Annotated in this window: 21 protein-coding genes; 5 read left to right on the top strand and 16 right to left on the bottom strand. The window is 65.3% G+C overall.

From position 1 onward, the window contains the following. Positions 1–59 precede the first annotated feature (59 nt). Positions 60–329 carry a hypothetical protein gene (locus KB874_RS16710; protein WP_212537700.1) on the top strand — a complete coding sequence of 90 codons (270 nt, stop codon included), beginning with the start codon at positions 60–62 and terminating at the stop codon, positions 327–329. 74 nt (positions 330–403) lie between these two features. Here the strand turns inward: KB874_RS16710 and KB874_RS16705 are convergent, their stop codons facing one another. From KB874_RS16705 to KB874_RS16695, 3 genes are read right to left on the bottom strand one after another with little or no spacing between them, the layout of a single operon-like run. Next, positions 404–838, bottom strand: a complete 435-nt coding sequence (locus tag KB874_RS16705; RefSeq protein ID WP_212537699.1) for an NUDIX domain-containing protein — start codon at positions 836–838, stop codon at positions 404–406. Continuing rightward, positions 831–1097, bottom strand: a complete 267-nt coding sequence (locus KB874_RS16700) for an NfeD family protein (protein ID WP_212537698.1) — start codon at positions 1095–1097, stop codon at positions 831–833. The genes KB874_RS16705 and KB874_RS16700 overlap by 8 nt, the downstream gene beginning before the upstream one ends. After that, a complete protein-coding gene (locus tag KB874_RS16695; protein WP_212537697.1) occupies positions 1097–1990 on the bottom strand; it encodes an SPFH domain-containing protein in 894 nt (297 codons plus the stop codon). Before KB874_RS16695 ends, KB874_RS16700 begins: the two co-directional genes overlap by 1 nt. Positions 1991–2090: 100 nt before the next feature. On the opposite strand from KB874_RS16695, the gene KB874_RS16690 reads away from it, so the two are divergent. Next, positions 2091–3344 (top strand): DNA polymerase IV, encoded by a 1254-nt coding sequence (locus tag KB874_RS16690; protein ID WP_212537959.1) that lies wholly within the window; start codon positions 2091–2093, stop codon positions 3342–3344. Positions 3345–3360: 16 nt separating this feature from the next. Here KB874_RS16690 and KB874_RS16685 read toward each other — a convergent pair whose 3' ends face one another. The 7 genes from KB874_RS16685 to KB874_RS16655 all read right to left on the bottom strand — a co-directional run bounded on the left by KB874_RS16685 (position 3361) and on the right by KB874_RS16655 (position 8640). Continuing rightward, a complete protein-coding gene (locus tag KB874_RS16685) occupies positions 3361–3564 on the bottom strand; it encodes a hypothetical protein (protein WP_212537696.1) in 204 nt (67 codons plus the stop codon). Between the two features lie 136 nt (positions 3565–3700). Further along, a complete protein-coding gene (locus tag KB874_RS16680; RefSeq protein ID WP_212537695.1) occupies positions 3701–4015 on the bottom strand; it encodes a DUF3775 domain-containing protein in 315 nt (104 codons plus the stop codon). Positions 4016–4078: 63 nt separating this feature from the next. Continuing rightward, the gene (locus KB874_RS16675; RefSeq protein WP_212537694.1) at positions 4079–4810 is read right to left on the bottom strand and encodes an SDR family NAD(P)-dependent oxidoreductase; all 732 of its coding nucleotides are present in this window, start codon (positions 4808–4810) and stop codon (positions 4079–4081) included. After that, entirely contained in the window at positions 4807–5373 is a 567-nt protein-coding gene (locus KB874_RS16670; protein WP_212537958.1) for a DUF3833 family protein, read from the bottom strand. Before KB874_RS16670 ends, KB874_RS16675 begins: the two co-directional genes overlap by 4 nt. Beyond that, positions 5373–6596 carry an MFS transporter gene (locus KB874_RS16665; protein ID WP_212537693.1) on the bottom strand — a complete coding sequence of 408 codons (1224 nt, stop codon included), beginning with the start codon at positions 6594–6596 and terminating at the stop codon, positions 5373–5375. Before KB874_RS16665 ends, KB874_RS16670 begins: the two co-directional genes overlap by 1 nt. After that, positions 6593–7348: a DUF1365 domain-containing protein gene (locus tag KB874_RS16660; RefSeq protein ID WP_212537692.1), complete on the bottom strand. Its 756-nt coding sequence runs from the start codon at positions 7346–7348 to the stop codon at positions 6593–6595. Before KB874_RS16660 ends, KB874_RS16665 begins: the two co-directional genes overlap by 4 nt. Continuing rightward, positions 7345–8640: an NAD(P)/FAD-dependent oxidoreductase gene (locus tag KB874_RS16655; RefSeq protein ID WP_212537691.1), complete on the bottom strand. Its 1296-nt coding sequence runs from the start codon at positions 8638–8640 to the stop codon at positions 7345–7347. Before KB874_RS16655 ends, KB874_RS16660 begins: the two co-directional genes overlap by 4 nt. 247 nt (positions 8641–8887) lie before the next feature. Here KB874_RS16655 and KB874_RS16650 point away from each other — a divergent pair, with 247 nt between their 5' ends. Together KB874_RS16650 and KB874_RS16645 are read left to right on the top strand one after the other, a co-directional pair. Continuing rightward, entirely contained in the window at positions 8888–9424 is a 537-nt protein-coding gene (locus tag KB874_RS16650; RefSeq protein ID WP_212537957.1) for a sigma-70 family RNA polymerase sigma factor, read from the top strand. Positions 9425–9432: 8 nt separating this feature from the next. Further along, a complete protein-coding gene (locus KB874_RS16645; RefSeq protein WP_212537690.1) occupies positions 9433–10083 on the top strand; it encodes a ChrR family anti-sigma-E factor in 651 nt (216 codons plus the stop codon). Between the two features lie 108 nt (positions 10084–10191). Here the strand turns inward: KB874_RS16645 and lpdA are convergent, their stop codons facing one another. The 6 genes from lpdA to KB874_RS16615 form a co-directional block, all read right to left on the bottom strand. Continuing rightward, positions 10192–11922 carry a dihydrolipoyl dehydrogenase gene (lpdA, locus tag KB874_RS16640; protein WP_212537689.1) on the bottom strand — a complete coding sequence of 577 codons (1731 nt, stop codon included), beginning with the start codon at positions 11920–11922 and terminating at the stop codon, positions 10192–10194. A gap of 9 nt (positions 11923–11931) precedes the next feature. Next, complete coding sequence (gene aceF / locus KB874_RS16635; RefSeq protein ID WP_212537688.1) at positions 11932–13191, bottom strand: dihydrolipoyllysine-residue acetyltransferase; 1260 nt, start codon at positions 13189–13191, stop codon at positions 11932–11934. 21 nt (positions 13192–13212) lie between these two features. Continuing rightward, a complete protein-coding gene (gene aceE, locus KB874_RS16630; protein WP_212537687.1) occupies positions 13213–15870 on the bottom strand; it encodes a pyruvate dehydrogenase (acetyl-transferring), homodimeric type in 2658 nt (885 codons plus the stop codon). Positions 15871–16092: 222 nt separating this feature from the next. Next, a complete protein-coding gene (locus KB874_RS16625; protein ID WP_212537686.1) occupies positions 16093–17250 on the bottom strand; it encodes a DNA recombination protein RmuC in 1158 nt (385 codons plus the stop codon). Continuing rightward, the gene (gene mutL, locus KB874_RS16620) at positions 17247–19082 is read right to left on the bottom strand and encodes a DNA mismatch repair endonuclease MutL (protein ID WP_212537685.1); all 1836 of its coding nucleotides are present in this window, start codon (positions 19080–19082) and stop codon (positions 17247–17249) included. Before mutL ends, KB874_RS16625 begins: the two co-directional genes overlap by 4 nt. 292 nt (positions 19083–19374) lie before the next feature. Beyond that, positions 19375–20604, bottom strand: coding sequence for a urate hydroxylase PuuD (locus KB874_RS16615; protein ID WP_212537684.1), 1230 nt, complete (start codon positions 20602–20604; stop codon positions 19375–19377). A gap of 102 nt (positions 20605–20706) precedes the next feature. Here KB874_RS16615 and KB874_RS16610 point away from each other — a divergent pair, with 102 nt between their 5' ends. After that, positions 20707–21618, top strand: coding sequence for a LysR family transcriptional regulator (locus KB874_RS16610; RefSeq protein ID WP_212537683.1), 912 nt, complete (start codon positions 20707–20709; stop codon positions 21616–21618). Positions 21619–21673 lie beyond the last annotated feature (55 nt).

Raw genomic sequence — 21673 nt, 5'->3', positions numbered from 1 at the left:
CATCTAAAAGTTATCCACAGGACACGCGCCTGATGTGGATAAGTTCGGAGGCAAGGACCATGGCCTACATCAAGACCCAGATTGGCGAGATCGCCTACAACCCCGCGCTCGAATGTTTCGAGGCGCTGGTGACCTTTCACACTGCGATGGGCCGGTTCAGCGTGGCCGCGTCGTATGACGCGCCCCTGACGGCCGAGTTCGACCGGGTCAGCGACGGGTTGCTGCGCGACGCCCTGCGCAACTATGCGCAGACGGGCACGCTGCGCTCGAGGCTAGCCCCGGCGCGGCGCGGCCCGGCGCCGCAGGACATGCAGCGCCACGCCGCCTGACAGGAATTCCCTCTCGGCCGTGTCGCCTGCATGACCGACCCTCCGGCCCCCGGTTACCCCCTTGGGGCCGGCCCCTACTGGCCGGGAACCGCGCGTTCCCGGCCTTTTTCCATGTAGACACGCAGGATCGTCCGAAAGGTCGGGATCGCGCGCGGGTGGGTGGCGAAGACGTCGGGCGGCATCAGCTGCCAGCCCAGCCCCTCGTCCCCCAGAACGACCCCGGTGGCGTGGCTGGCGGGCAGATGCGCGGCGAAGAACCAGACGCGCCGCCCGCTGATGTCCTGAAGATGGGCCAGCCGCAGGTCGTCCTCGGCGAGGACCAGCCCGACCTCCTCGCGGGTCTCGCGCAGGGCACAGGCCATGGGCGACTCGGCACCTTCGCGCATCCCGCCCGGCAGGTCATGCCAGCCGGGCCAGACGATCCCCGGCGTGAAATCGCGCTGCACGACCAGCAGGCGGTTCCCGATGAAGGGCAGCAGCTTGGCGCCGGCAAAGGCCCGATCACTCATTGATGTCGGTGGTCCAGAGCTTGACCTGCCCCTTGCGTTCGCCCGCCAGCTTGCGCAGCACGACCCAGGCCAGAACCGAGGCGACAGCCCAGATCACCAGCGCCACAGGCAGCGAACCCAGCCCCGTCACCAGCAGCAGCAGCCCGACGACAAAGGCGCCAAGCCCGATGCCCAGCGCGATGAACCCGGGCGCCAGAACCTCCACGATCAGCAGGACAAGCCCGCCGGCGAACCAGAGCCACCACACGTCCCAGGCCATCAGCTTTTCCCCTTGAGCATCTTGAAGGCGTCACCCAGCGCGTCCATCACCGCGGACGGCAGCAGGACCACCTGCTTGCCGCCGCCTGCCGCGACCTTGGACAGCGCCTCGACCTGCTTCAGCGCGACCTCGTATTGCGCCGCCTCGACGCCGTTCTCGCGGATCACCTTGGCGACGATCTCGGTCGCATAGGCCTCGGCCTCGGCGGTGATGCGACGGGCCTTGGCGGCCTGTTCGGCGGCATACAGCTCGGCATCGGCGGCCAGCTCCACGGCGCGCTTGCGCCCCTCGGCCTCCATCACCTGGGCACGGCGGGCACGTTCGGCGTTCAGCTGCTGCAACATCGCGTCGCGCGTCGCCTGGTCAAGGTTCACGTCCAGGATCTCGGCCCGCGTCACCTCGATCCCCCAGTCGTCCACCGCGCCCTCGACGCTGGCCTTGATCTGCTGGATCAGTTGCGAGCGGTTCGACTGCACCTCGTCCAGGTCCATCTTGCCGATCTCGGCCCGGACGATCCCGGCGACGGTGGTCGCAATGGCACCATCCACGTCACGGATGCGATACACGGTCTTTTCCGGTTCCAGGATGCGGTAGAACACCGAGGTGTCGATCTGGACCAGCACGTTGTCGCGCGTGATCGCGTCCTGTTCGGCGTTCGGCAACTGGCGTTCCAGCACCGAGACCTTGTGCGCCACCTTGTCGAGGAACGGCACGATGAAGTTGATCCCCGGTCCCAGCACTGCCCGCAACCGGCCAAAGCGTTCGACCACGTGTTTCTGCGATTGCGGCACGATGCGGACGCCCAGGAACAGGCTGATGAAGATCAGCGCGGCCAGCAGGATCAGGACGATGTTCTCGCTGGCGAAATCCGCAAGCAGGGTCTCTATGGGCATTGGGGATACCTTTCGGAGAAATGGCTTGTCCTCAATGTAGCGACGCGCCGCCCTCCGCGCCAGATTGCCCGGGCCGCATGGCGTGGTATATCTGGCGATCATGCCCGCCCTGTGCCGCGATTGCCTGACCCGGTTCGATTCCGGCCCGCGCTGCCCGTCCTGCCGGCGGCCGCGGGTGGTGTCGCATCCCGAACTCTGGGACCTGACCATCGCGCACATGGATTGCGACGCCTTCTATGCCAGTGTCGAAAAGCGCGACAATCCCGACCTGGCCGACAAGCCGCTGATCATCGGTGGCGGGCGGCGGGGCGTGGTGTCGACCGCCTGCTATGTCGCGCGCATCCGGGGGGTGCGGTCGGCCATGCCGATGTTCAAGGCGCTGCAACTGTGTCCCGATGCGGTGGTGGTGCGCCCCCGGATGCAGGTCTATGCCGAGGTCTCGCGGCAGATTCGCACCATGATGGAGGAAATGACACCCGCCATCGAACCCCTGTCGCTGGACGAGGCCTTTCTCGATCTCTCCGGCACCGCCCGCCTGCATGGCGCGCCGCCCGCCGCGATGCTGGCCCGACTGGTGCGGCGGATGCGGGACGAACTGGGGTTGACCGGGTCGATCGGCCTCAGCCACAACAAGTTCCTGGCAAAGATCGCCTCGGACCTCGACAAGCCGCATGGCTTTTCCGTGATCGGCCGGGCCGAGACGCAGGCCTTTCTACGCCCAAAGCCCATTCGCCTGATCTGGGGCGTGGGCGAGGCGAGCCAGGCGGCACTGGAGCGCGCGGGCATCCGCACCTTCGACGACCTGTTGCGCTGGGACCGCAAGGACCTCGGCGCGCGGTTCGGCAGCATGGGCGACCGGCTTTGGCACCTGGCGCGGGGCGAGGATCGCCGCCGCGTCACGCGCAACGCGCCCATCAAGTCGATCTCGAACGAGACGACGTTTTCAGAGGACACGGGCGATCCCGAGATTCTCGACGGTCATCTGTGGCGGATGTGCGAAAAGGTCGCCGACCGCGCCAAGGCCAGGGGTCTGGCAGGCCGGGTGGTGACGCTGAAGCTGAAGAAGGCGGATTTCACCCTGCTGACGCGGCGGCACGCGCTGTCCGACCCGACGCAGATCGCCGACCGCCTGTATCGCACGGCACGCGCGTTGTTCGACCAGGTGCCGGGCGCCGGCCCCTATCGCCTGCTGGGCGCGGGCCTGTCTGACCTGGTGCCAGAGGCGATGGCCGACCGCGCCGGGGACTTGCTGGACCCGAACGCCGCGACGCGTGAAAAAGCAGAACGGGCCACGGATGCGATCCGGGCCCGTTTCGGTGAGGGCGCGATCCTGAAAGGTCGCGCCCTGAGATGATGCGGTGGATGCCGGATCAGTCGGTGCCGGAGGTGGCGGCGGCGATACCGACGAACACGGCCAGACCGCCGACGATCGCCCAACCCGGCAGCAGGTTGCCCGACGTGTCGAACTGCGTGGCGATGAACGGATCCTGAGTGGTCGCCTGCTGGGCAGCGACAGGTGCGGCGGTTGCGATGGCGGCTGCTGCAGCGGCCGCGAGTGCGATCTTGTTGAGCATGATGGTTTCCCTTTCCCGTATGCGATTCGAAGGCCAAGGAAGGCCTTATGCTTTGCGTAAGGCAAGAAACACCGACACGGCGCTTCCAATCAACCCCACATTGCTGTCAGGGGCCCATTTCGGCGGATAACTGTTTCTAAAATGACTCTTCTTCGTGCATTGCATCATATCCGAGCGCCTCAAGCCCCGCCTCAAGGTTGTCGGCCAGATGCGGCGTGCCGATCAGGTAGTCTGCGGTGGGGGTGGTTGCCTCGGCATAGGCGGTAGAAAACGCCTCGTCCCATTCCTCGGTCTCGAACGCCCCGCGCCCGATCCACATGACCGCCACAAGCGCGGCCTGTTCTTCCTCGTCCATGCGGTCGATGAGGGCGCGCAATTCCGGCTCGGCGCGGTCAAGCTCACGTGCCATGACGATGACGGCTGCCACCTTGCGAACGCTGATCTGGTCCATGGCGTATCTCCTTTCCCTGTTCACGACGCAGCGTGTCAGGAAAAGATGCGCCCTTCCTTGATCTTACGCAAACAGCCGATAGTAAAGCCAGTCCGGCAGGAACTGGCTGCCGCGGAACACCAGGCTGAACATCGTCGGAAAGGATTTCTTGAACGTGTCGCTCGTCATATGCTCGAAATAGACGCGCGCGGCGTCCTCGGGCTCCATGATGAAGGGCATCTTGAAAGCGTTCTTGTCGGTCAGGCGGGTGCGCACGAAGCCGGGATTGACCAGTTGCACGTCGACGCCTGTCCGGTGCAGGTCGGCGCGCAGCGATTCGGCCAGCGCCATCACCCCGGCCTTGGACGCGACATAGGCCGCGGCGCCCGGCAGGCCGCGAAAGCCCGACAGCGAGCCGGTCAGCACGATGTGCCCGCGGTCGCGTGCAACGAAACGCGGCACGACGACCCCCATCAGACGCATTGCGCCGGTAAAGTTCACATCGGCCATGATGTTGGCCTGCTCGGCGTCCCAGTCCTGCGCCCCGAAAGGCCAGTAGACCCCTGCCATCTGCACGACGCCATCGATCTCTCCCATGCGCAGCATGGCGTCTTCGAGGGCGGCGGTGTCGGTCACGTCCAGCGGCATGACCTCGGCCTTGCCGGGCAGCGCGGCTGCCAGCGCCTCCAGCTTGTCCCGTGAGCGCGCCGACAGGACCAGCGAGACACTCGCGCGGCTTAACTTGTGGGCCAGCGCCTCTCCCAGTCCCTCGGAGGCGCCCACCAGCCAGTATCGCTTGCCCGCCCAGTCCCTCACACCGGTTCCTTCCGGCGCATGGTGGCGACCAGTTCGGCCACCTTGATCCCGTATTTGCGGAACTGGCTGCGGTTCACGATGGTGCCGTTGGGCGCCAGATACATCCAGTCGGTGGTGTTGAGGACATGGCCACCCGAATCCTCGGGCAGGCGGATGCGGTACTTCAGCTGCACGGTCGGCCCACTCTGAATGCCGGTCCCCTCGCCAACGACGTCTGCGGCCTGCGCGCGGATGCGCCCGTCATTGCCCAGCGTGAGTTGCCATTCACGGTGCTGCTCGGCGCCACTGTCGTAAACGAAGTGTTCTGTCATCACGCCGTGATTTCCGTCCCAGCGCGCCTCGAAATCGCCGACGAAACGCGAAGCGACACGCCCCGTTGGACCATAGATCACACCCTCGCAGAGGATCGGCCCGTCGAGATGGCGGCGCAGGTCGAGCGCCTCGCCCGGTGCCGCGGCATAGTCGACCGGCCCCTGCCCCGGAAAGTCGAGGTAGCGGGTTTTCAGATAGCCCAGCACCAGCATCAGAAAGGCGCCGAACAGGATATAGGCAACAGCGTCCATCACGCTTCCTCCTCGATCGAAGTGGTCGCCAGAAGGAGGATGGCGATCACTTTCAAGACACAGGGAATGCCCGCGTAAAGCAGACTGAGCCCCTGCAATTCAGCCGGTGCGTTCTCGGCGCCCGGAACGAACCCCCACCGCTCCAGTGCGGGAAGTAGTGCGGCAGCCGCGAAGGCCAACGTGAATTTCGACACGAAGGACCACAGAGCAAAGCCTTCGCCCGCGCCGGGGGCGATGCGGGCCATGCGGCGGGCAAACAGCGCCGGTAGCAGCGTCATGTCCGCGCCCAGCGCCGCGCCAGAGGCAAGGCAGATCACCGCGAAGGGCAGGATGTCGCCCGCCTCGAGGAACAGCGCCCAGCCGAAGGCGGCGATGGACAGCGCCATCGCGGCCAGCAGCACGCGCCGCGCACCGAACCGTTCGGCCAGCAGGCTCCAGACAGGCGCGGCCAGCGCGGCGGCGAGGAAGAACAGCAGCAGCAGAGGCCCCTCCCACCCCGGCGCGGCCAGGCGGCTTTCGACGAAGAACAGGAACAGAGTCGAGGTGATGGCCACCGGCGAGGCGTTGACCAGCGCGATCAGCAGAAGCCGCCGCGCCTGACCGTCGCGCAACACGGGGCCGAACCCGCCAGAGGGCAGATCGACGCTGCGCGCCCATTGGCTCGCCATCGCCCAGGTGGCGACGGCCACGGCCAGCGCAAAGGCGGCCGCGAACCCGGCGAAGGGCGGCAAGCCAAGCCCCTCGAACAGGCCCGGGATCAGCGCGGCGATGCAGATGCCACCCAGCGCACCGGCCTCGCGCCAGCGGGCCAGTCTCAAATGGCCTTGTCCCGACAGCGACTCGGCCTTGGCGACGCCGGTGGCGTAGAAGGCGATGCTGAGAAAGCTGAACGCCGAGAACACCACGGTCAGCATCAGCGCGAACCACCAGACCGGCGGCAGCAGCGGCGGCACCGCGAACAGCCCCCCCATCCCCGCCGCCATCAGCCCCGCCGCCACAGCCACGGCCATGCCGCGTCGTGCCTTCAGCGCGACGGCCAGCCGCCCCAGCAACGGATCCTGCACCACGTCCAGCAGGCGCAGCGCGAACAGCACCGCGCCCAGCGTGGCGAGGCTGACCCCATAGGTATCGACATAGAATTTCGGCGCGTGGATATAGATCGGCAACCCTGCCGCGGCGATCACCGCGGCAAAGCCCGCCCACGCCCCAAGGCGATCGGTCAACGGGTGACTTCCTCCATCGGCGGTTCGGGCCGGTTGCGATACTTCGCGCCCTTCCACCACAGTTTCAGCGCCTGCCAGTGGATCAGCGCCAGCACGCGCCGCGCGCCCAGCGGCCGCCGCAGCGCGTAACGCAGGACAGACCTGTTGGTCATCGGCTTGCGCTTGCCGCAGAAGGTGGCAATCAGCCCGCCCTTGTCTTGCGCATAGTCGATCCAGACGCCGACATGGTCCGGCGCAATGTCAAAGCGGAAGGTATAGCCGCCCTCGACGGGCTGGAACGGCGAGACGTGGAAGATCTTGCGCGCGCCCAGCCGGTCCTCACGGGTGATGGCCGAACCGTCGGGCTTGACGCACAGGTAGGAATGCCGGTCGCCGAACGTGTTGGACACCTCGGCAATGACCGCAACCAGCGCGCCCTCGGAGTCATGCGCCAGCCAGAACGAGACCGGGTTGAACACGTGGCCCAGCATCCTCGGCTGCGCCAGCAGCATGAGCGGTCCCTCGGCGCGCACCTGGTGCGCGGCCAGAACCTCGCGCGCCCAAGCGGGGCCACGCCCCTTGGCCGGGGCACCGCCGTGGTCGACGTCATGCAACGCGGTCACGTTCGCCCGGTTGCGCGAGAACAGCGCCGGGCCGGAAACAGGCCTTTCCGCATCGAGCAACACGTAGTCCACGGAATAGCGGAAATCGTTTCCGATCGCGCCCTTGCGCCCGTGATAGGTATGCCCCTCGATGTGATCGACGCGTGTCATGCCGCCTCCGCCGCCACGGCGTCGCGAGCGCGAAGCGCCTCGACCACGTCGGCGGCGCTGGCAAGGCCGTCCTCGTGAAAGCCGTTCTTCATCCAGGCGCCGCAAAACCAGGTGTTGCGGGTGCCGTTGCGGGCCGCGATCAGTTCTTGCGCCTCTAGTGCGGCCAGGTCATAGACCGGGTGGCGCAGCACCGTCTCGTCATAGATCAGATCCTCGCGGATAGGTCGGACCGAGTTCAGGGTGACGAACATCGGATCGTCCTTGGGGATCGGCTGAAGGCAGTTCATCCAGTATGTGAGGTCGATCGTGTTCATGTCCTTGCGCACCGCCTCGGTATAGTTCCAGGACGACCAGACCGCGCGCCGTTTCGGCATGATGGCGGTGTCGGCATGCAGCACCACGCGGTTCGGCTGATAGGCCACCGCACCCAGCGCGCCGCGTTCTTCGGGGGTGGCGTCGGTCAGCAGGTGCAGCGTGTCGTCGGAATGGGTGGCAAAGACAACGTCATCGAACCCGTCCCAATCGCCGCGGGCCCGCACCTCGGCGCCTGTGGTGGTGCGCCGCACCCCCTCGACCGGGCATCCGAGACGCATCCGGACGCTACGGGCCTGCATTGCCGCACCCAGCCGGCGAACATATTCGCGCGACCCGCCCTGCACCGTGTACCACTGGTGCTGGCCGGAATGGTTCAGCAGCGCGTGGTTCTCGAAGAAACTGATCAGCGCGTGGGCCGGGAAATCGAGGATCTTGTCGGTCGGCGTCGACCAGATCGCGCCCGACAGCGGCAGCAGGTAATAGTCACGGAACCAGTCGCCCGTGCCGAGATTGTCCAGAAAGTCGCCCAGGCTGGCGCTGCGGTCACGGGCACCATCCAGCGCGTTCTTGTTGAAGTGCACGATGTCGCGGACCATGCGCAGGAACCGCGGGTCGACCGCGTTTCTTGGCTGCGCGAACAGCGCGCGCAGGTTGCGCAGGCCGTATTCCATCGCGCCGCCCCGCAGCGAGGCGGAAAAGCTCATGTCCGATTTCGTCACCGGCACGTCGAGATCGGCGAACAGCCGCGCCATCAGCGGGTAATTTGCGTAGTTGAACACGATGAAACCCGTGTCGACCGGCTGGTCGCCGCGCTTGCCGGCGATCAGGGTGCGCGCATGCCCGCCAAGGCGCGGTTCTGCCTCGAACAGGGTCACCTCGTGGTCTTCGGAGAGCATGTATGCCGCTCCCATGCCAGAGATTCCACCGCCAATCACGGCGATCCTGCGCGGCGGCGCCGCGTGGGCTTCGAATGGCATGTTGGACTGCTCCCTCGTTTTGCATTGTCTAGACAGGTTTACGCCGACGCCGTCCAGTCGGATGAAAAAAACTCTGCGAAAAAATTTTGATCCGCTATGGTTTGGCTTGCGTAGACTGTGCATGTTCGGCAGTTCTGCGCCTTTCGATGATTGTGATACCGCGTCGGTTGCTCCGGCCGGATATGACGGATCTGTCGCACGGGATCGGGCTGCAAGGAAGAAACGCGTGGGTCTGCAAACCCGTGACATGCCGACAGATTGGGTCAATTGCCTGATCCGCATACGTGACTTGCGCGACGAAGCCGCTTTCGTCGAGCTGTTTCGGCATTTCGCACCACGGGTGAAGGCGTTCCTGATGCGGTCCGGCTCCGACGCGGCGCTGGCCGAGGAATGCACGCAGGAAGTGATGGCGACGGTCTGGCACAAGGCCGCGCAGTTCGACCCGGCGCGGGCCTCGGTCGCGACGTGGATCTACACGATCGCCCGGAACAGGAAGATAGACATACTGCGCCGCACGCGCCGCCCCGAGCCTGAGGACATCCCCTGGGGGCCGGAATCCGAACCCGACCAGGCGGATATCGTGATGCTGCAACAGGAAAGTGAACGCCTGGGAGAGGCCATCGCCTCTCTCCCCGAGAAACAGAGGGAACTGATCGAAAAGGCCTATTTCGGCGACCTTTCGCATAGCGAGATCGCAGAACAGACAGGCCTGCCCCTGGGCACGATCAAATCCCGCATCCGCCTGGCGCTGGAACGGCTGCGCCACGCGATGGACAAGAAGTGAAGAAGACGATGACCGAACCGAAACACCACCTGACCGATGACCTGATCCTCGGCTATTCCGCGGGCACCCTGCCTGAGGCCGTGAACCTGATCGTCGCGACCCATGTCTCGCTCTGCGACACGTGCCGCGCGGCGGTCGAGGCGCATGACGCCGTTGGCGGCGCCCTGATCGAGGATTGCGACAGCGTCGAGGTGTCGGACGCCTGTCTGGTGGGCGCGCTGGACCTGATCCGCAATGGCGCCTGGGCAGCCCCCGAAAAGCGCGTCCAGGCGGCGGACCCGGTGCTGCCCGCACCGCTGCGCGATTACGTCGGCGGATCGCTGGCCGACGTGAAATGGCGGCCCGTCGGCATGGGGGTCAAGCAGGCCATCCTGCCGACGCAGGGCGACGCCACCGCGCGCCTGCTGTATATCCCGGCGGGCATGGCGATCCCGGACCACGGTCATCGTGGTATGGAACTGACGCTGGTTCTCCAGGGTGCGTTTTCCGACGATGACGGACTGTTCGCGCGTGGCGACATCGAGGTGGCGCACGAGGACCTGCACCACACGCCGGTCGCGGACATCTCCGAGGATTGCATCTGCCTTGCCGTGACGGACGCGCCGCTGCGCTTCAAGGGGCTCATCCCGCGCCTCGCGCAGCCCTTCCTGCGGATCTGAACTGCCGCACATGCACGACATGAAAAGGCCCGGCGCGATGCCGGGCCTTTGTGTTTGGTGGGTTGAACCACGTCGATTCAGGGCGAGGTTTTTTTTCCGCCCCTGCCCTCAATGCTTCTTCTTCGGCGGGATCAGGTCGGTGATCGTGCCTTCGAACATCTCTGCGGCAAAGTTCACCGTTTCCGACAGGGTTGGATGCGGGTGGATCGTGTGGCCCAGGTCCACCGCGTCCGCACCCATCTCGATCGCAAGCGCGACTTCGGAAATTAGGTCGCCGGCGTTGGTGCCGACGATGCAGCCGCCGATCACGCGCTGGTCTTCCGGGTCGAAGAGCAGCTTGGTCATGCCTTCGCTGCGACCGTTGGACAGGCTGCGCCCGGATGCTGCCCAGGGGAAGACGCCCTTTTCGTACTTTATGCCCTTCGCCTTCGCATCGACCTCCGTGACGCCGCACCACGCCACCTCGGGATCGGTATAGGCGACCGACGGGATCAGCGAGGCGTCGAAGAACCGCTTGTGTCCCGCGCAGACCTCGGCAGCGACCTTGCCCTCGTGCACAGCCTTGTGCGCCAGCATCGGCTGGCCCACCACGTCGCCGATGGCGAAGATATGCGGCACGCCGGTGCGCTGCTGGTTGTCCACGGCGATAAAGCCGCGATCGTCCACCGCAACACCGGCCTTTTCCGCGTCGACCTTCTTGCCGTTCGGGCGGCGGCCCACGGCGACCAGCACCTTGTCGAACGTGTCGGAGAAGCTCTCTCCGTTCTCGTCCTGGAAGGTGATCTTGATCCCGGCATCGGTGGCCTCGGCCCCCGTCACCTTGGTCTTGAGAAAGATGTTCTCATACCGCCCCTTGATCCGGGTCATCAGCGGCTTGACGATGTCCTTGTCGGCGCCGGGAATGATCTGGTCCATCAGTTCGACGACCGTGATCTTCGATCCCAGCGCGTCATAGACACAGGCCATCTCCAGACCGATGATCCCACCGCCCAGCACCAGCATCCGCTCGGGTACGTCCATCAGGTCGAGCGCGCCGGTCGAGTCGATCACGCGAGGATCGTCATGCGGGATGAAGGGCAGCGTGACGGGTTCCGAGCCGGCGGCGATGATGCACTGGTCGAAGCTTACGGTCTTGGGCTCCTTGCCCTCGACGGAGATCATGTTCGGCCCGGTGAACTTGCCGTAGCCCCGCACCACCGTCACCTTGCGCCCCTTGGCCAGACCGTCGAGTCCGCCGGTCAGCTTGCCCACCACGCTGTCCTTGAAGTCGCGCAAGTCGTCGAGGTCGATCTGCGGCGCACCAAAGCTGATCCCGTGCGAGGCCATTTCCTCGGCCTCGGTGATCACCTTGGCGACGTGCAGTAGCGCCTTGGACGGGATGCAGCCCACGTTCAGGCAGACCCCGCCAAGGGTGCTGTTCGCCTCGATCAGAACCACGCTCTTGCCCAGGTCTGCGGCGCGGAACGCCGCCGTATAGCCGCCTGGGCCGGAGCCCAGCACGACCACCTCGGCATGGATGTCGCCGGGGCCGGAGGCGCTGCCGGTGGCGGCAACCGCCTTGGGCGCCTCGGCTGCGGGGGCCTCGGGTTCGGGCGCCGCATCTTTCGCGTCGGCGCCCTCAAGCACCATGATGACGGTGCCTTCGGAAACCTTGTCACCCTCTGCGACCTTGATCGCCTTGACCACGCCCGCGGCGGGCGAGGGCACTTCCATCGTGGCCTTGTCGGATTCCAGCTCGATCAGCGGGTCCTCGGCGGCGACGGTGTCACCCACCGAGACGAGGATCGAGACGACCGGAACATCCTTGAAATCGCCGATATCGGGAACTTTCACATCCATGTCGTCACCTCACCACATCAGCTTGCGCATGTCACCGAGCAGGGTCTTGAGCGTCACGCAGAAGCGTGCGGCCAGGGCCCCGTCGATGGCGCGATGGTCATAGGACAGCGACAGCGGCTGCATCAGGCGCGGCACGAACTGCTCGCCATCCCAGACCGGCGCCATCTTGGACCGGGTCAGGCCCAGGATCGCCACCTCAGGCGCGTTCACGATGGGCGTGAACGACGTGCCCCCGATCCCGCCCAGTGACGAGATGGTGAAGGTCGCGCCGGACATGTCGCCCGATTTCAGCTCTCCCTTGCGGGCCTTGGCACTGAGTTCGCCCAGCTCTTTCGAGATTTCCACAAGACCCTTGCGGTCGGCATCCTTGATGACCGGCACCACCAGCCCGTTCGGCGTATCGGCGGCGAAGCCGATATTGTAGAACGACTTGCGGATCAGCTTGTCGCCATCGGGATGGATCGAGGAGTTGACCTCCCAATGGGTCTTGAGCGCGGAGACCGACGCCTTGATGACGAAGGAGAGCAGCGTGACGCGATAGCCCTCGTCCTTGGCCTGGGTGTCCATCTCCTTGCGATACTGGTCCAGCTCGGTGATGTCGGCCTCGTCATTGTGGGTGACATGCGGCACGTTCAGCCAGCTGCGATGCAGCGCCGGGCCCGAAAGCTTCTTGATCCGGGGCATCTCGACCTCTTCGATCGGCCCGAACTTGGAGAAATCGACCACGGGGATCGGCGGAATACCCATGCCGCCCGAAACGGCCCCACCACTTGCTGCCGGAACCGTCTGCGCCTTGAGCGCCTTTTCCACGTCCTCGCGCAGGATGCGGCCCTTGCGGCCCGATCCGTTCACCTTGTTCAGATCCACCTCGACCCGGCGGGCATAGGCCCGGACGGACGGAGATGCGTGCACCTTGGAGAAACCGGCATCGGTCACGGCTGCCGGGGCGGGTGCCGCGGCAGGGGCTGGCGCGGCGGCAGGGGCAGTAGCCTTGGGCGCCTCGGCCTTGGGCGCTTCCTTGGCTGCCGGGGCGTCAGCGCCCTCGACGATCAGGATGAGCGAGCCTTCGGATACCTTGTCGCCCTCTGCGACCTTGATCTCCTTCACGACACCGGCGGCCGAGGATGGCACCTCCATCGTGGCCTTGTCGCTTTCCAGTTCGACGATGGGATCCTCCACCGCGATCGTATCGCCCACGCTGACCAGGATCGTCACCACCGGCACGTCCTTGAAATCGCCGATATCGGGAACTTTCACTTCAGTCGTCATAATCTGTCCTCCGTTCCGCGCTTACACTAGCCGCGGGTTCGGCTTGCCGCCGTCGATTTCGTATTTCTTGAGAGCCTTCTCGAGGTCCTTGTCGCTCACATGCCCTTCGCGCCACAGGTCGACCATGGCGGCGGCGGCGATGTGGTTCGCGTCCACCTCGAAGAAGCGGCGCAGGTTCACCCGGCTGTCCGACCGTCCGAACCCGTCCGTCCCCAGCACCGTGAAACGGCCCGGGACGCAAGCGCGGACCTGCTCGGCGAAGTTCTTCATGTAGTCGGTCGCGGCGATGAACGGCCCCTTGGCGCCCGAAAGCACCTGCGAGATGTAGGGTGTGCGCTGCTCGGCGAACGGGTTCAGCCGGTTGAAGCGATGCGCGTCCTGGCAATCCCGCGCCAGCTCGTTGAACGAGGTGGCGGACCAGATATCGGACGTGACGCCGAAATCCTCTTTCAGCATCGCCGCCGCCTTGATCGCCTGCACCAAGATGGTGCCGGAGCCGATCAGGTTGACGTGCTTCTTGCCGGGTCGGTCGGTTTTTTGCAGCCGGTAGATGCCTTTGATGATGCCCTCTTCGGAGCCCATGGGCATCTCGGGATGCTGATAGTTCTCGTTCATCAGCGTCAGGTAGAAGAACACGTCCTGCTGATCGACGAACATCCGCTGAAGCCCGTGCTGCACGATCACCGCGACCTCGTAGCTGAAGGTCGGGTCATAGCTGATGCAGTTGGGGATGGTGCTGGCAAGGATGTGGCTGTGCCCGTCCTCGTGCTGCAGACCCTCGCCGTTCAGCGTGGTCCGTCCCGCCGTGCCGCCCAGCATGAAGCCGCGCGCGCGGCTGTCGCCGGCGGCCCAGGCCAGATCGCCGATCCGCTGGAACCCGAACATCGAGTAGTAGATGTAGAACGGGATCATCGGCACGCCGTGGTTGCTGTAGGACGTGGCGGCGGCAATCCAGTCGGCCATTGCGCCGGCCTCGTTGATGCCTTCCTGAAGCACCTGCCCGCTTTCCGACTCGCGGTAGTAGGACATCTGCTCGCGGTCTTCGGGCGTGTATTTCTGGCCCAGCGGGTTGTAGATGCCCACGCTGCGGAACAGGCCCTCCATGCCGAAGGTGCGGGACTCGTCCGGCACGATCGGAACCACCTGCTTCCCCACCTTCTTGTCACGCAACAGCGTGGTCAGGATGCGGACAAAGGCCATCGTGGTCGAAATCTCGCGGTCGCCGGTGGATTCCAGCTGGCCCTTGAACGCCTCGAGCGGCGGAATTTCCAGTTTCGGGCTTTCAGTGTTCCGCTTGGGGAAGGAGCCGCCCAGTTCCTTGCGGCGCTCGGCCAGGTAGGCCTTCTGCGCGTTGTTCAGGCTGACGAAGGGCACGTCCTTTTCCAACTCGGCATCGGTGACCGGGATCTTGAACCGGTCGCGCATCGCCTTGAGCTGGTCGAACTGCATCTTCTTCTGCTGGTGGGTGGTGTTCTGCCCCTCACCGGCGGTGCCCATGCCATAGCCCTTGACCGTCTTGACCAGCAGGACGGTAGGCTGGCCCTCGGCCTTGGTGGCGCGCAGGAAGGCGTTGTAGACCTTCTTGGGATCATGGCCGCCTCGGCGCAGCGCCCAGATCTGGTCGTCAGTCCAGTCCTTCACCAATTCGGCGGTCTCGGGATATTTGCCGAAGAAATGCTTGCGGATATAGGCGCCGTCCTTGGACTTGAAGGTTTGGTAGTCGCCGTCGATGGTCTCGTCCATCAGCTGCCGCAGCTTGCCGGACGTGTCCTGCTCCAGCAGCTCGTCCCAGCCCTTGCCCCAAAGCAGCTTGATCACGTCCCAGCCTGCGCCGCGGAAATCGCCCTCGAGTTCCTGGACGATCTTGGAGTTGCCGCGCACCGGGCCGTCGAGGCGTTGCAGGTTGCAGTTGACGACGAAGATCAAGTTGTCGAGCCCCTCGCGCGCCGCCAGCGCAATGGCACCGAGGCTTTCGGGTTCGTCCATCTCGCCATCGCCGAGGAAGGCCCAGACCTTGCGGCCCTGCTTCTCGATCAGGCCGCGGTTCTCGAGATATTTCATGAACCGCGCCTGGTAGATCGCCATCAGCGGGCCCAGGCCCATGCTGACTGTCGGGAACTGCCAGTAATCCGGCATCAGCCACGGATGCGGGTAGGAGGACAGGCCGCCACCCGCGACCTCGGAGCGGAAATTCTTCAGCTCGTCCTCGCTGATGCGCCCCTCCATGAAGGACCGCGCGTATATCCCCGGCACCACGTGGCCCTGGAAGAACACCAGGTCGCCGCCATGGATCGCCGATTTCGAGCGCCAGAAATGGTTGAGGCCGACGTCATACAGTGCGGCCGAGGATGCGAAACTGGCGATGTGGCCGCCGTATTCGCTGCTTTCCTTGTTCCGCTTGACCACCGTCGCCATGGCGTTCCAGCGGTTGATGGTGCGGATGCGCCACTCCATCTCGTAGTCGCCGGGCATGTCGACCTCGTCATCGGGCGAGATCGTGTTCTGGTAGGGCGTGGTGGCCGAGAAGGGCAGCTTCGCGCCCGCGGCCCGTGCCCGTTGCACCGCCTTGTCCAGAAGGAAATGCGCGCGGTCCGCGCCGTCGCGTTCGATCACGTCCTCGATGGCGTCCTGCCACTCCTGGGATTCGACGGCATCGATGTCTGTCGGCTGGTCTTTCATGGCCCTCTCCCTTTCGCTGACCGTCCGGACTGTTTAACCCTGAACGATCCTGTTTCGGTCTGCCTGCCGGCCCGCATTCACCTCTCGGACCCGCGAATTGGCGCTGTCCTAGCAGGTGAAGTTCCTTGGCGGCAGATCGCTTGACGCATAGCCTGCATGCGCCGGCCGCATGGCACAAGGGGAAGATTGGTTTAAGGCTCAACTATTGCCGCAGCGCAGCAATCACCGGGGTGACCGGATCGGAACGATTGGGTCGGCGGACGGCTGGGCGATCTCCTCGAAATCGAAATTATCCAGCTGTCGCGCCCGTTTACCGGCCTTGTCCGCGCTGATGCGGATTTCCTCGATATCGCGGCTCGCCATCGAGAAATGGCGGTCGAGATTGCCGACCCGCGACAATAGGCGCTCCATGTCACCTGAGAGGTGGTGCAGTTCGCGGCGGATCGCCCCGGCCTGCTCGCGCATTCGCGCGTCCTTGAGAATCGCGCGCATCGTGTTCAGCACGGCCATGCAGGTCGTGGGCGACACGATCCAGACGCGGGCGTTGAACCCCTCACGCACAAGCTCGGCAAAATTGGCATGCAGTTCGGCATAGACTGCCTCGGATGGCAGGAACATCAGCGCGCTGTCGGCGGTCTCGCCCTCGATGATGTAGCGATCAGAGATGTCGCGGATATGCTTGCGCACCGACAGGCGCAGACTCTGCGCGGCGCGGGCCGCCTCGTCGCGCGTTTCTGCCCGACGCAGCGCCTCGTAGCCTTCCAGCGGAAATTTCGCGTCGACCACGATGGCGCCCGGCGGATTGGGCAGGTGGATCAGGCAATCGGCCCGTCGTCCGTTCGACAGCGTTGCCTGCATCGTGAAACTGTCCGAGGGCAGCGCCTTGGACACGATGTCATGCAGCTGGATCTCGCCAAAGGCGCCCCGTGTCTGCTTGTTCGAAAGAATGTCCTGCAACGACAGCACGTCGCCCGACAGCCGGGTGATATTGGCCTGCGCCTGGTCGATGACCTTCAGCCGTTCCTGCAACTCGCCCAGGCTCTGCGCCGTGCGCCGCGCCGAGCCGGTCAGGCTTTCGCCCATCCGTTCCTGCACCTCGGCCAGCCGGGCCTCCATCAATTGCAACATCGCCGATTGGCTTTTGGCCTGGGCCTCCGACACATGATGCAACCCGCCCGCCAGCCGTTCCTGACCGTCGCCCAGCGCCTGCACCCGCTGGCCGAGCTGTCCCATCTGCGCCGCCATCGTCTCGGTCAGCCGGGCAGATCGTGCTGCGGCGGCGCTGGCGCGCAGGATCAGCAGGACGACGACCAGCGCCACCGCGACGCCCAGAACCAGCGGATCGTTCCACGCATAGACCTGCCCGCCGACCGCGATCATGTGCGCCCGAACAGCCGTTCGATGTCGGACAGTTTCAATTCCACATAGGTGGGCCGCCCGTGGTTGCACTGGCCGGAATGGGGCGTCGCCTCCATCTCGCGCAGCAGGGCGTCCATCTCTTCGGCGCGCATCCGGCGGCCCGACCGGATCGCGCCATGACAGGCGACACGGCTGAGGATCGCCTCGATCTTGTCCTGCACAAGCTGGCTGTCGCCCAGGTCGTCGAGTTCGTCGAGGATATCACGGATCAGCGCCCCGGCGTTGATCTCGCCGAGGATCGCAGGCGTCTCGCGCACGGCTACCGCGCCGCCGCCAAAGGGTTCGATCGACAGGCCCATGCGATGCAGCGTCTCGGCATGCTCCAGCAGGCGGGCGCGGTCGCCCATGGACAGGTCGACCACCTCGGGGATCAGCAGGGCCTGCGCGGCGACGCCGGTCTCGGCCATCTGCCGCTTGAGCTTCTCGTAGACGAGCCGCTCATGAGCCGCGTGCTGGTCGACGATCACGACGCCGTCGGCGGTCTGGGCGATGATGTAGTTCTCATGCACCTGTCCACGCGCGGCGCCCAGCGGCAGCGCCTCGGCTACGGTGTCGGGCGTGCCGGCGGGTTCGGCCTCGACCACGCGACCCGACCAGACCGCGCCCAGATCGGCGAACCCCGCCTGCGGCGCCTGCGCAGCATAAGAGGCGGCGCGCGCCAAGGGGCTTGGCCGATCCATCTGGTAGACGCGCGGCTGCGCCGGTTCGACCTGCATCGCGCCCAGCGTCGCCCCGGCAAGGGTCGACGAGGCGCGATGCCCCGCCTCAGCCAGCGCGTGCCGCAAGGCAGAGACGATCAGACCCCGCACCAGACCCGGCTCGCGAAAGCGGACCTCGGATTTCGCCGGGTGCACGTTCACGTCCACCAGTTGCGGGTCGCAATCGACGAACAGCGCCACGGCCGGGTGCCGGTCGCGCGACAGGAAATCGGCATAGGCGCCACGCAGCGCGCCGATCAGCAGCTTGTCCCGCACAGGGCGGCCGTTGACGAACAGGAATTGCGCGACGGCCGAGCCCCGCGAATAGGTGGGCAGCGCGGCAAAGCCGGTCAGGCGGAACCCATCGCGCGTGGCGTCGATGGGCAGGGCGTTTTCCGTGAACTCGCCCCCAATGACCCGCGCCAGCCGACCGCGCAGCGCATCGAACAGATCGCCCGTCTCGGGGTCGGCGCGAAAACTCACGCGGTCCTCGCCGCCCGACACGTCGCGCAGGACAAAGCCGACCGAGGGTTCGGCCATCGCAAGGCGTTTCATCACGTCCGAGATGGCCTGCATCTCAGCCCGGTCCGAGCGCAGGAATTTCAGCCGCGCGGGCGTTGCATAGAACAGATCGCGCAACGTGACCGTGGTGCCGATGCCATGCGCGCAGGGCCGCACGGCCCCCATCGCGCCACCGTTCACCGACAACTCGACCGGGTCGAACCCCTTGGCCCGGCTCTGGAGCGTCAGTCGCCCGACCGCCCCCAACGAGGGCAGCGCCTCGCCCCGGAAGCCGAAGGAATGTATGTTCAACAGGTCCGATCCGTCGATTTTCGACGTGGCATGCCGCGACAGGGCCAGCGGCAATTCCGCCTCGGTCATGCCGCAGCCGTCGTCGCTGACCCGGATCAGGGTCTTGCCGCCATCCGCCACCTCGACCGTGACGCGCCGCGCGCCCGCGTCGATGGCATTTTCCACCAGTTCCTTAACGGCGCTGGCGGGTCGCTCCACCACCTCGCCGGCCGCGATGCGGTTGACGGCGGACTCGTCAAGTTGCCGGATCACGGGGCGCATATTGGGGCTGACGCTGTTCATGCCACCAGACCTAGCATGGCAGCTGCGATTCTGAAACGCGGGAATTCGGAAACACCGCCAACATCCCGTTCACGAGATGTTAGCGTATTGAAGAAATAATTGAACTAAGGTCGGATGGATTGCGTATGAAAATTACGTTAATAAATCTCCGAGAGCAGTCATGGAGGCTTCAATGCCCGTTTCACTGATCACCTTCGAAACGATCTCTGCCATTTATGGCGAGGCGTTCGCGCGCACCTGGTTCCGGCCAGTCAGCCTGGTGAAGAAACCGCATTGATCGCAACCGGCGGGGTCACGCCCCGCCCTTGGCCGTCGCGGCCTCGTACCACGCGCGGATCGCCGCGCGTTCCGTTTCCTCCATCCATGACAGATTCGCGGGCGGCATCGCGTGGCTCAGCCCGGATTGCAGGTAGATGGAGGTCGCGTGCTCGGCGATGCGCGCCGGCGTGTCCAGATGCACCCCCTTGGGCGCCCAGAGCAACCCGTCCCACGCCGGTTCCGCCGCATGGCACATGGAACAGCGCCCCATCACGATATCCGTCACCTCGTTGAACCCCTCGGCCTGCGCATAGCGCTGCGCCCAGGCCTGCACCTCGTCGCTGTCATTCCCCCGCATGGGCGCCGTCGACAGACCCATGATGATCAGGAACAGGATCGCGGTCGCCGCCCAGGTCCACCACGGCATTCCCCTGCGCATGTGCATTGTGTTGAAGAAGTGCCGGATCGTCACGCCCATCAGGAAGACGAGGCTGGCGATGATCCAGTTGTAGTCGGTGGCGAAGGACAGCGGGTAGTGGTTCGACAGCATCAGGAACAGCACGGGCAGTGTCAGGTAGTTGTTGTGCGTGCTCCGCTGCTTGGCGATCTTGCCGTATTTCGGATCGGGCTTGCGGCCCGCGATCAGGTCGGCGACGACGATCTTCTGGTTCGGGATGATGACCATGAAGACGTTCGCGCTCATGATCGTGGCGGTGAACGCCCCGAGATGCAGCAGCGCCGCCCGCCCAGAGAACACCGAGGTGTAGAAATACGCCATGCCCACCAGCACCACGAACAGCGCGACCATCAGCGCGGTCTGGTTGGCGTTCACGAAGACACGGCAGATCGTGTTGTAGGCCAGCCAGCCAAAGGCCAGCGAGGCGAGCGAGATCAGCACAGCCTGCCAGACCGACAGGTCCATCACAGCCGGATCGATCAGATAGAACTCGGCCCCGAGGTAATAGACCAGCACCAGCATGGCGAAACCCGACAGCCAGGTGGCGTAGCTTTCCCATTTGAACCAGACAAGGTCGCCGGGCATCTGTTCGGGCGCGACCAGGTATTTCTGGATGTGGTAGAAACCGCCGCCATGCACCTGCCATTCCTCGCCATCGGCACCCGAGGCCAGGTTGCGGTCGCGGTGCAGGCCAAGGTCCAGCGCGATGAAGTAGAAACTCGACCCGATCCACGCAATCGCGGTGATGACATGCAGCCAGCGGACGCCGAATTCCACCCAGGCGCCCATCGCGGCAAGATCGTACATGACACTCTCCCTGTCTGAAGTCCCGCGCAGGCTATACGCATCGCCGTTTGCGTGTTAATCCAGATAATCCCGCGAGACTTTCAAAGAAATCCGAAAAGCGCCATGTCCTATGTGAACAACGTCCGGATGTTCGTCCGCGTCTACGAATTGGGCAGCATGTCGGCCGCCGCCCGGGATCAGCGCACCTCGCCCGCCGTCGCCTCGTCTCGCATTGCGGAACTGGAAAAGCACTTGGGCGTGCGGTTGTTCAACCGGACGACCCGGGCGCTGAACCCGACCGAGCATGGGCGTCTTTTCTATGACGGCGCGCGCGGCATCCTCGAATCCATCGATGCCGCCGAAGGCGCAGTGATGGAAGCGGCTCAGAGTCCGCGCGGCACGCTGTTCGTCGCCGCGCCTCTGGGCCTGGGCCGCCGGATCATCGCGCCCGAGTTGCCGCGCTTTCGCGAAACCTATCCCGAGATCGACGTGCGCCTGCGCCTGTCCGATCGGGTCGTCGATGTGACGGGAGAGGGGCTCGACCTCGCCTTTCACCTCGGTCCGCTGGCCGACAGCGACCTCAAGGTTCGGATGATCGCCGATTGCCCGCGCGTGCTGGTTGCGTCTCCCGATTACATCGCGCTTCGCGGCATGCCGAAGAACGGCGCGGCGCTGGTGCGTGACCGGCACGACTGCCTCAACCTGCGTTTTCCCGGCGCCAGCGAGTTCCAGTGGACCCTGCGCACCGTCGACGGCCCCAAGCGGTTCGAGATTGCCGGACCCTTCGAATGCGACGATGGCGATGTCCTGACCGACTGGGCGCTGGCGGGCACGGGAATCGTGCTGAAACCGGAATTCGAGGTGGCAGAACACCTGGCCTCGGGCGCGCTGGTGCCGGTGGCGACCGCAACCCCGCCCTATCCGACACAACTGGCCTGTCTGTCCCCCTCGCGCCGTCATCGCGACCCCAAGGTGCAGGTGTTCGCCGAGCACATGGTCGAAGTCTGCCGCCGTGGTGTGCGACGCGCCAGTTGACCGCGACGCTTGCGGTGCGCGGCCAGTCGGGGCAGGATTCCGGCAGAACCGCAAC

Origin of the sequence: Thetidibacter halocola (genome assembly GCF_018224955.1) — a bacterium.
Taxonomy (GTDB): domain Bacteria; phylum Pseudomonadota; class Alphaproteobacteria; order Rhodobacterales; family Rhodobacteraceae; genus Thetidibacter; species Thetidibacter halocola.
This window is presented reverse-complemented; position numbering and strand designations above follow the sequence as displayed.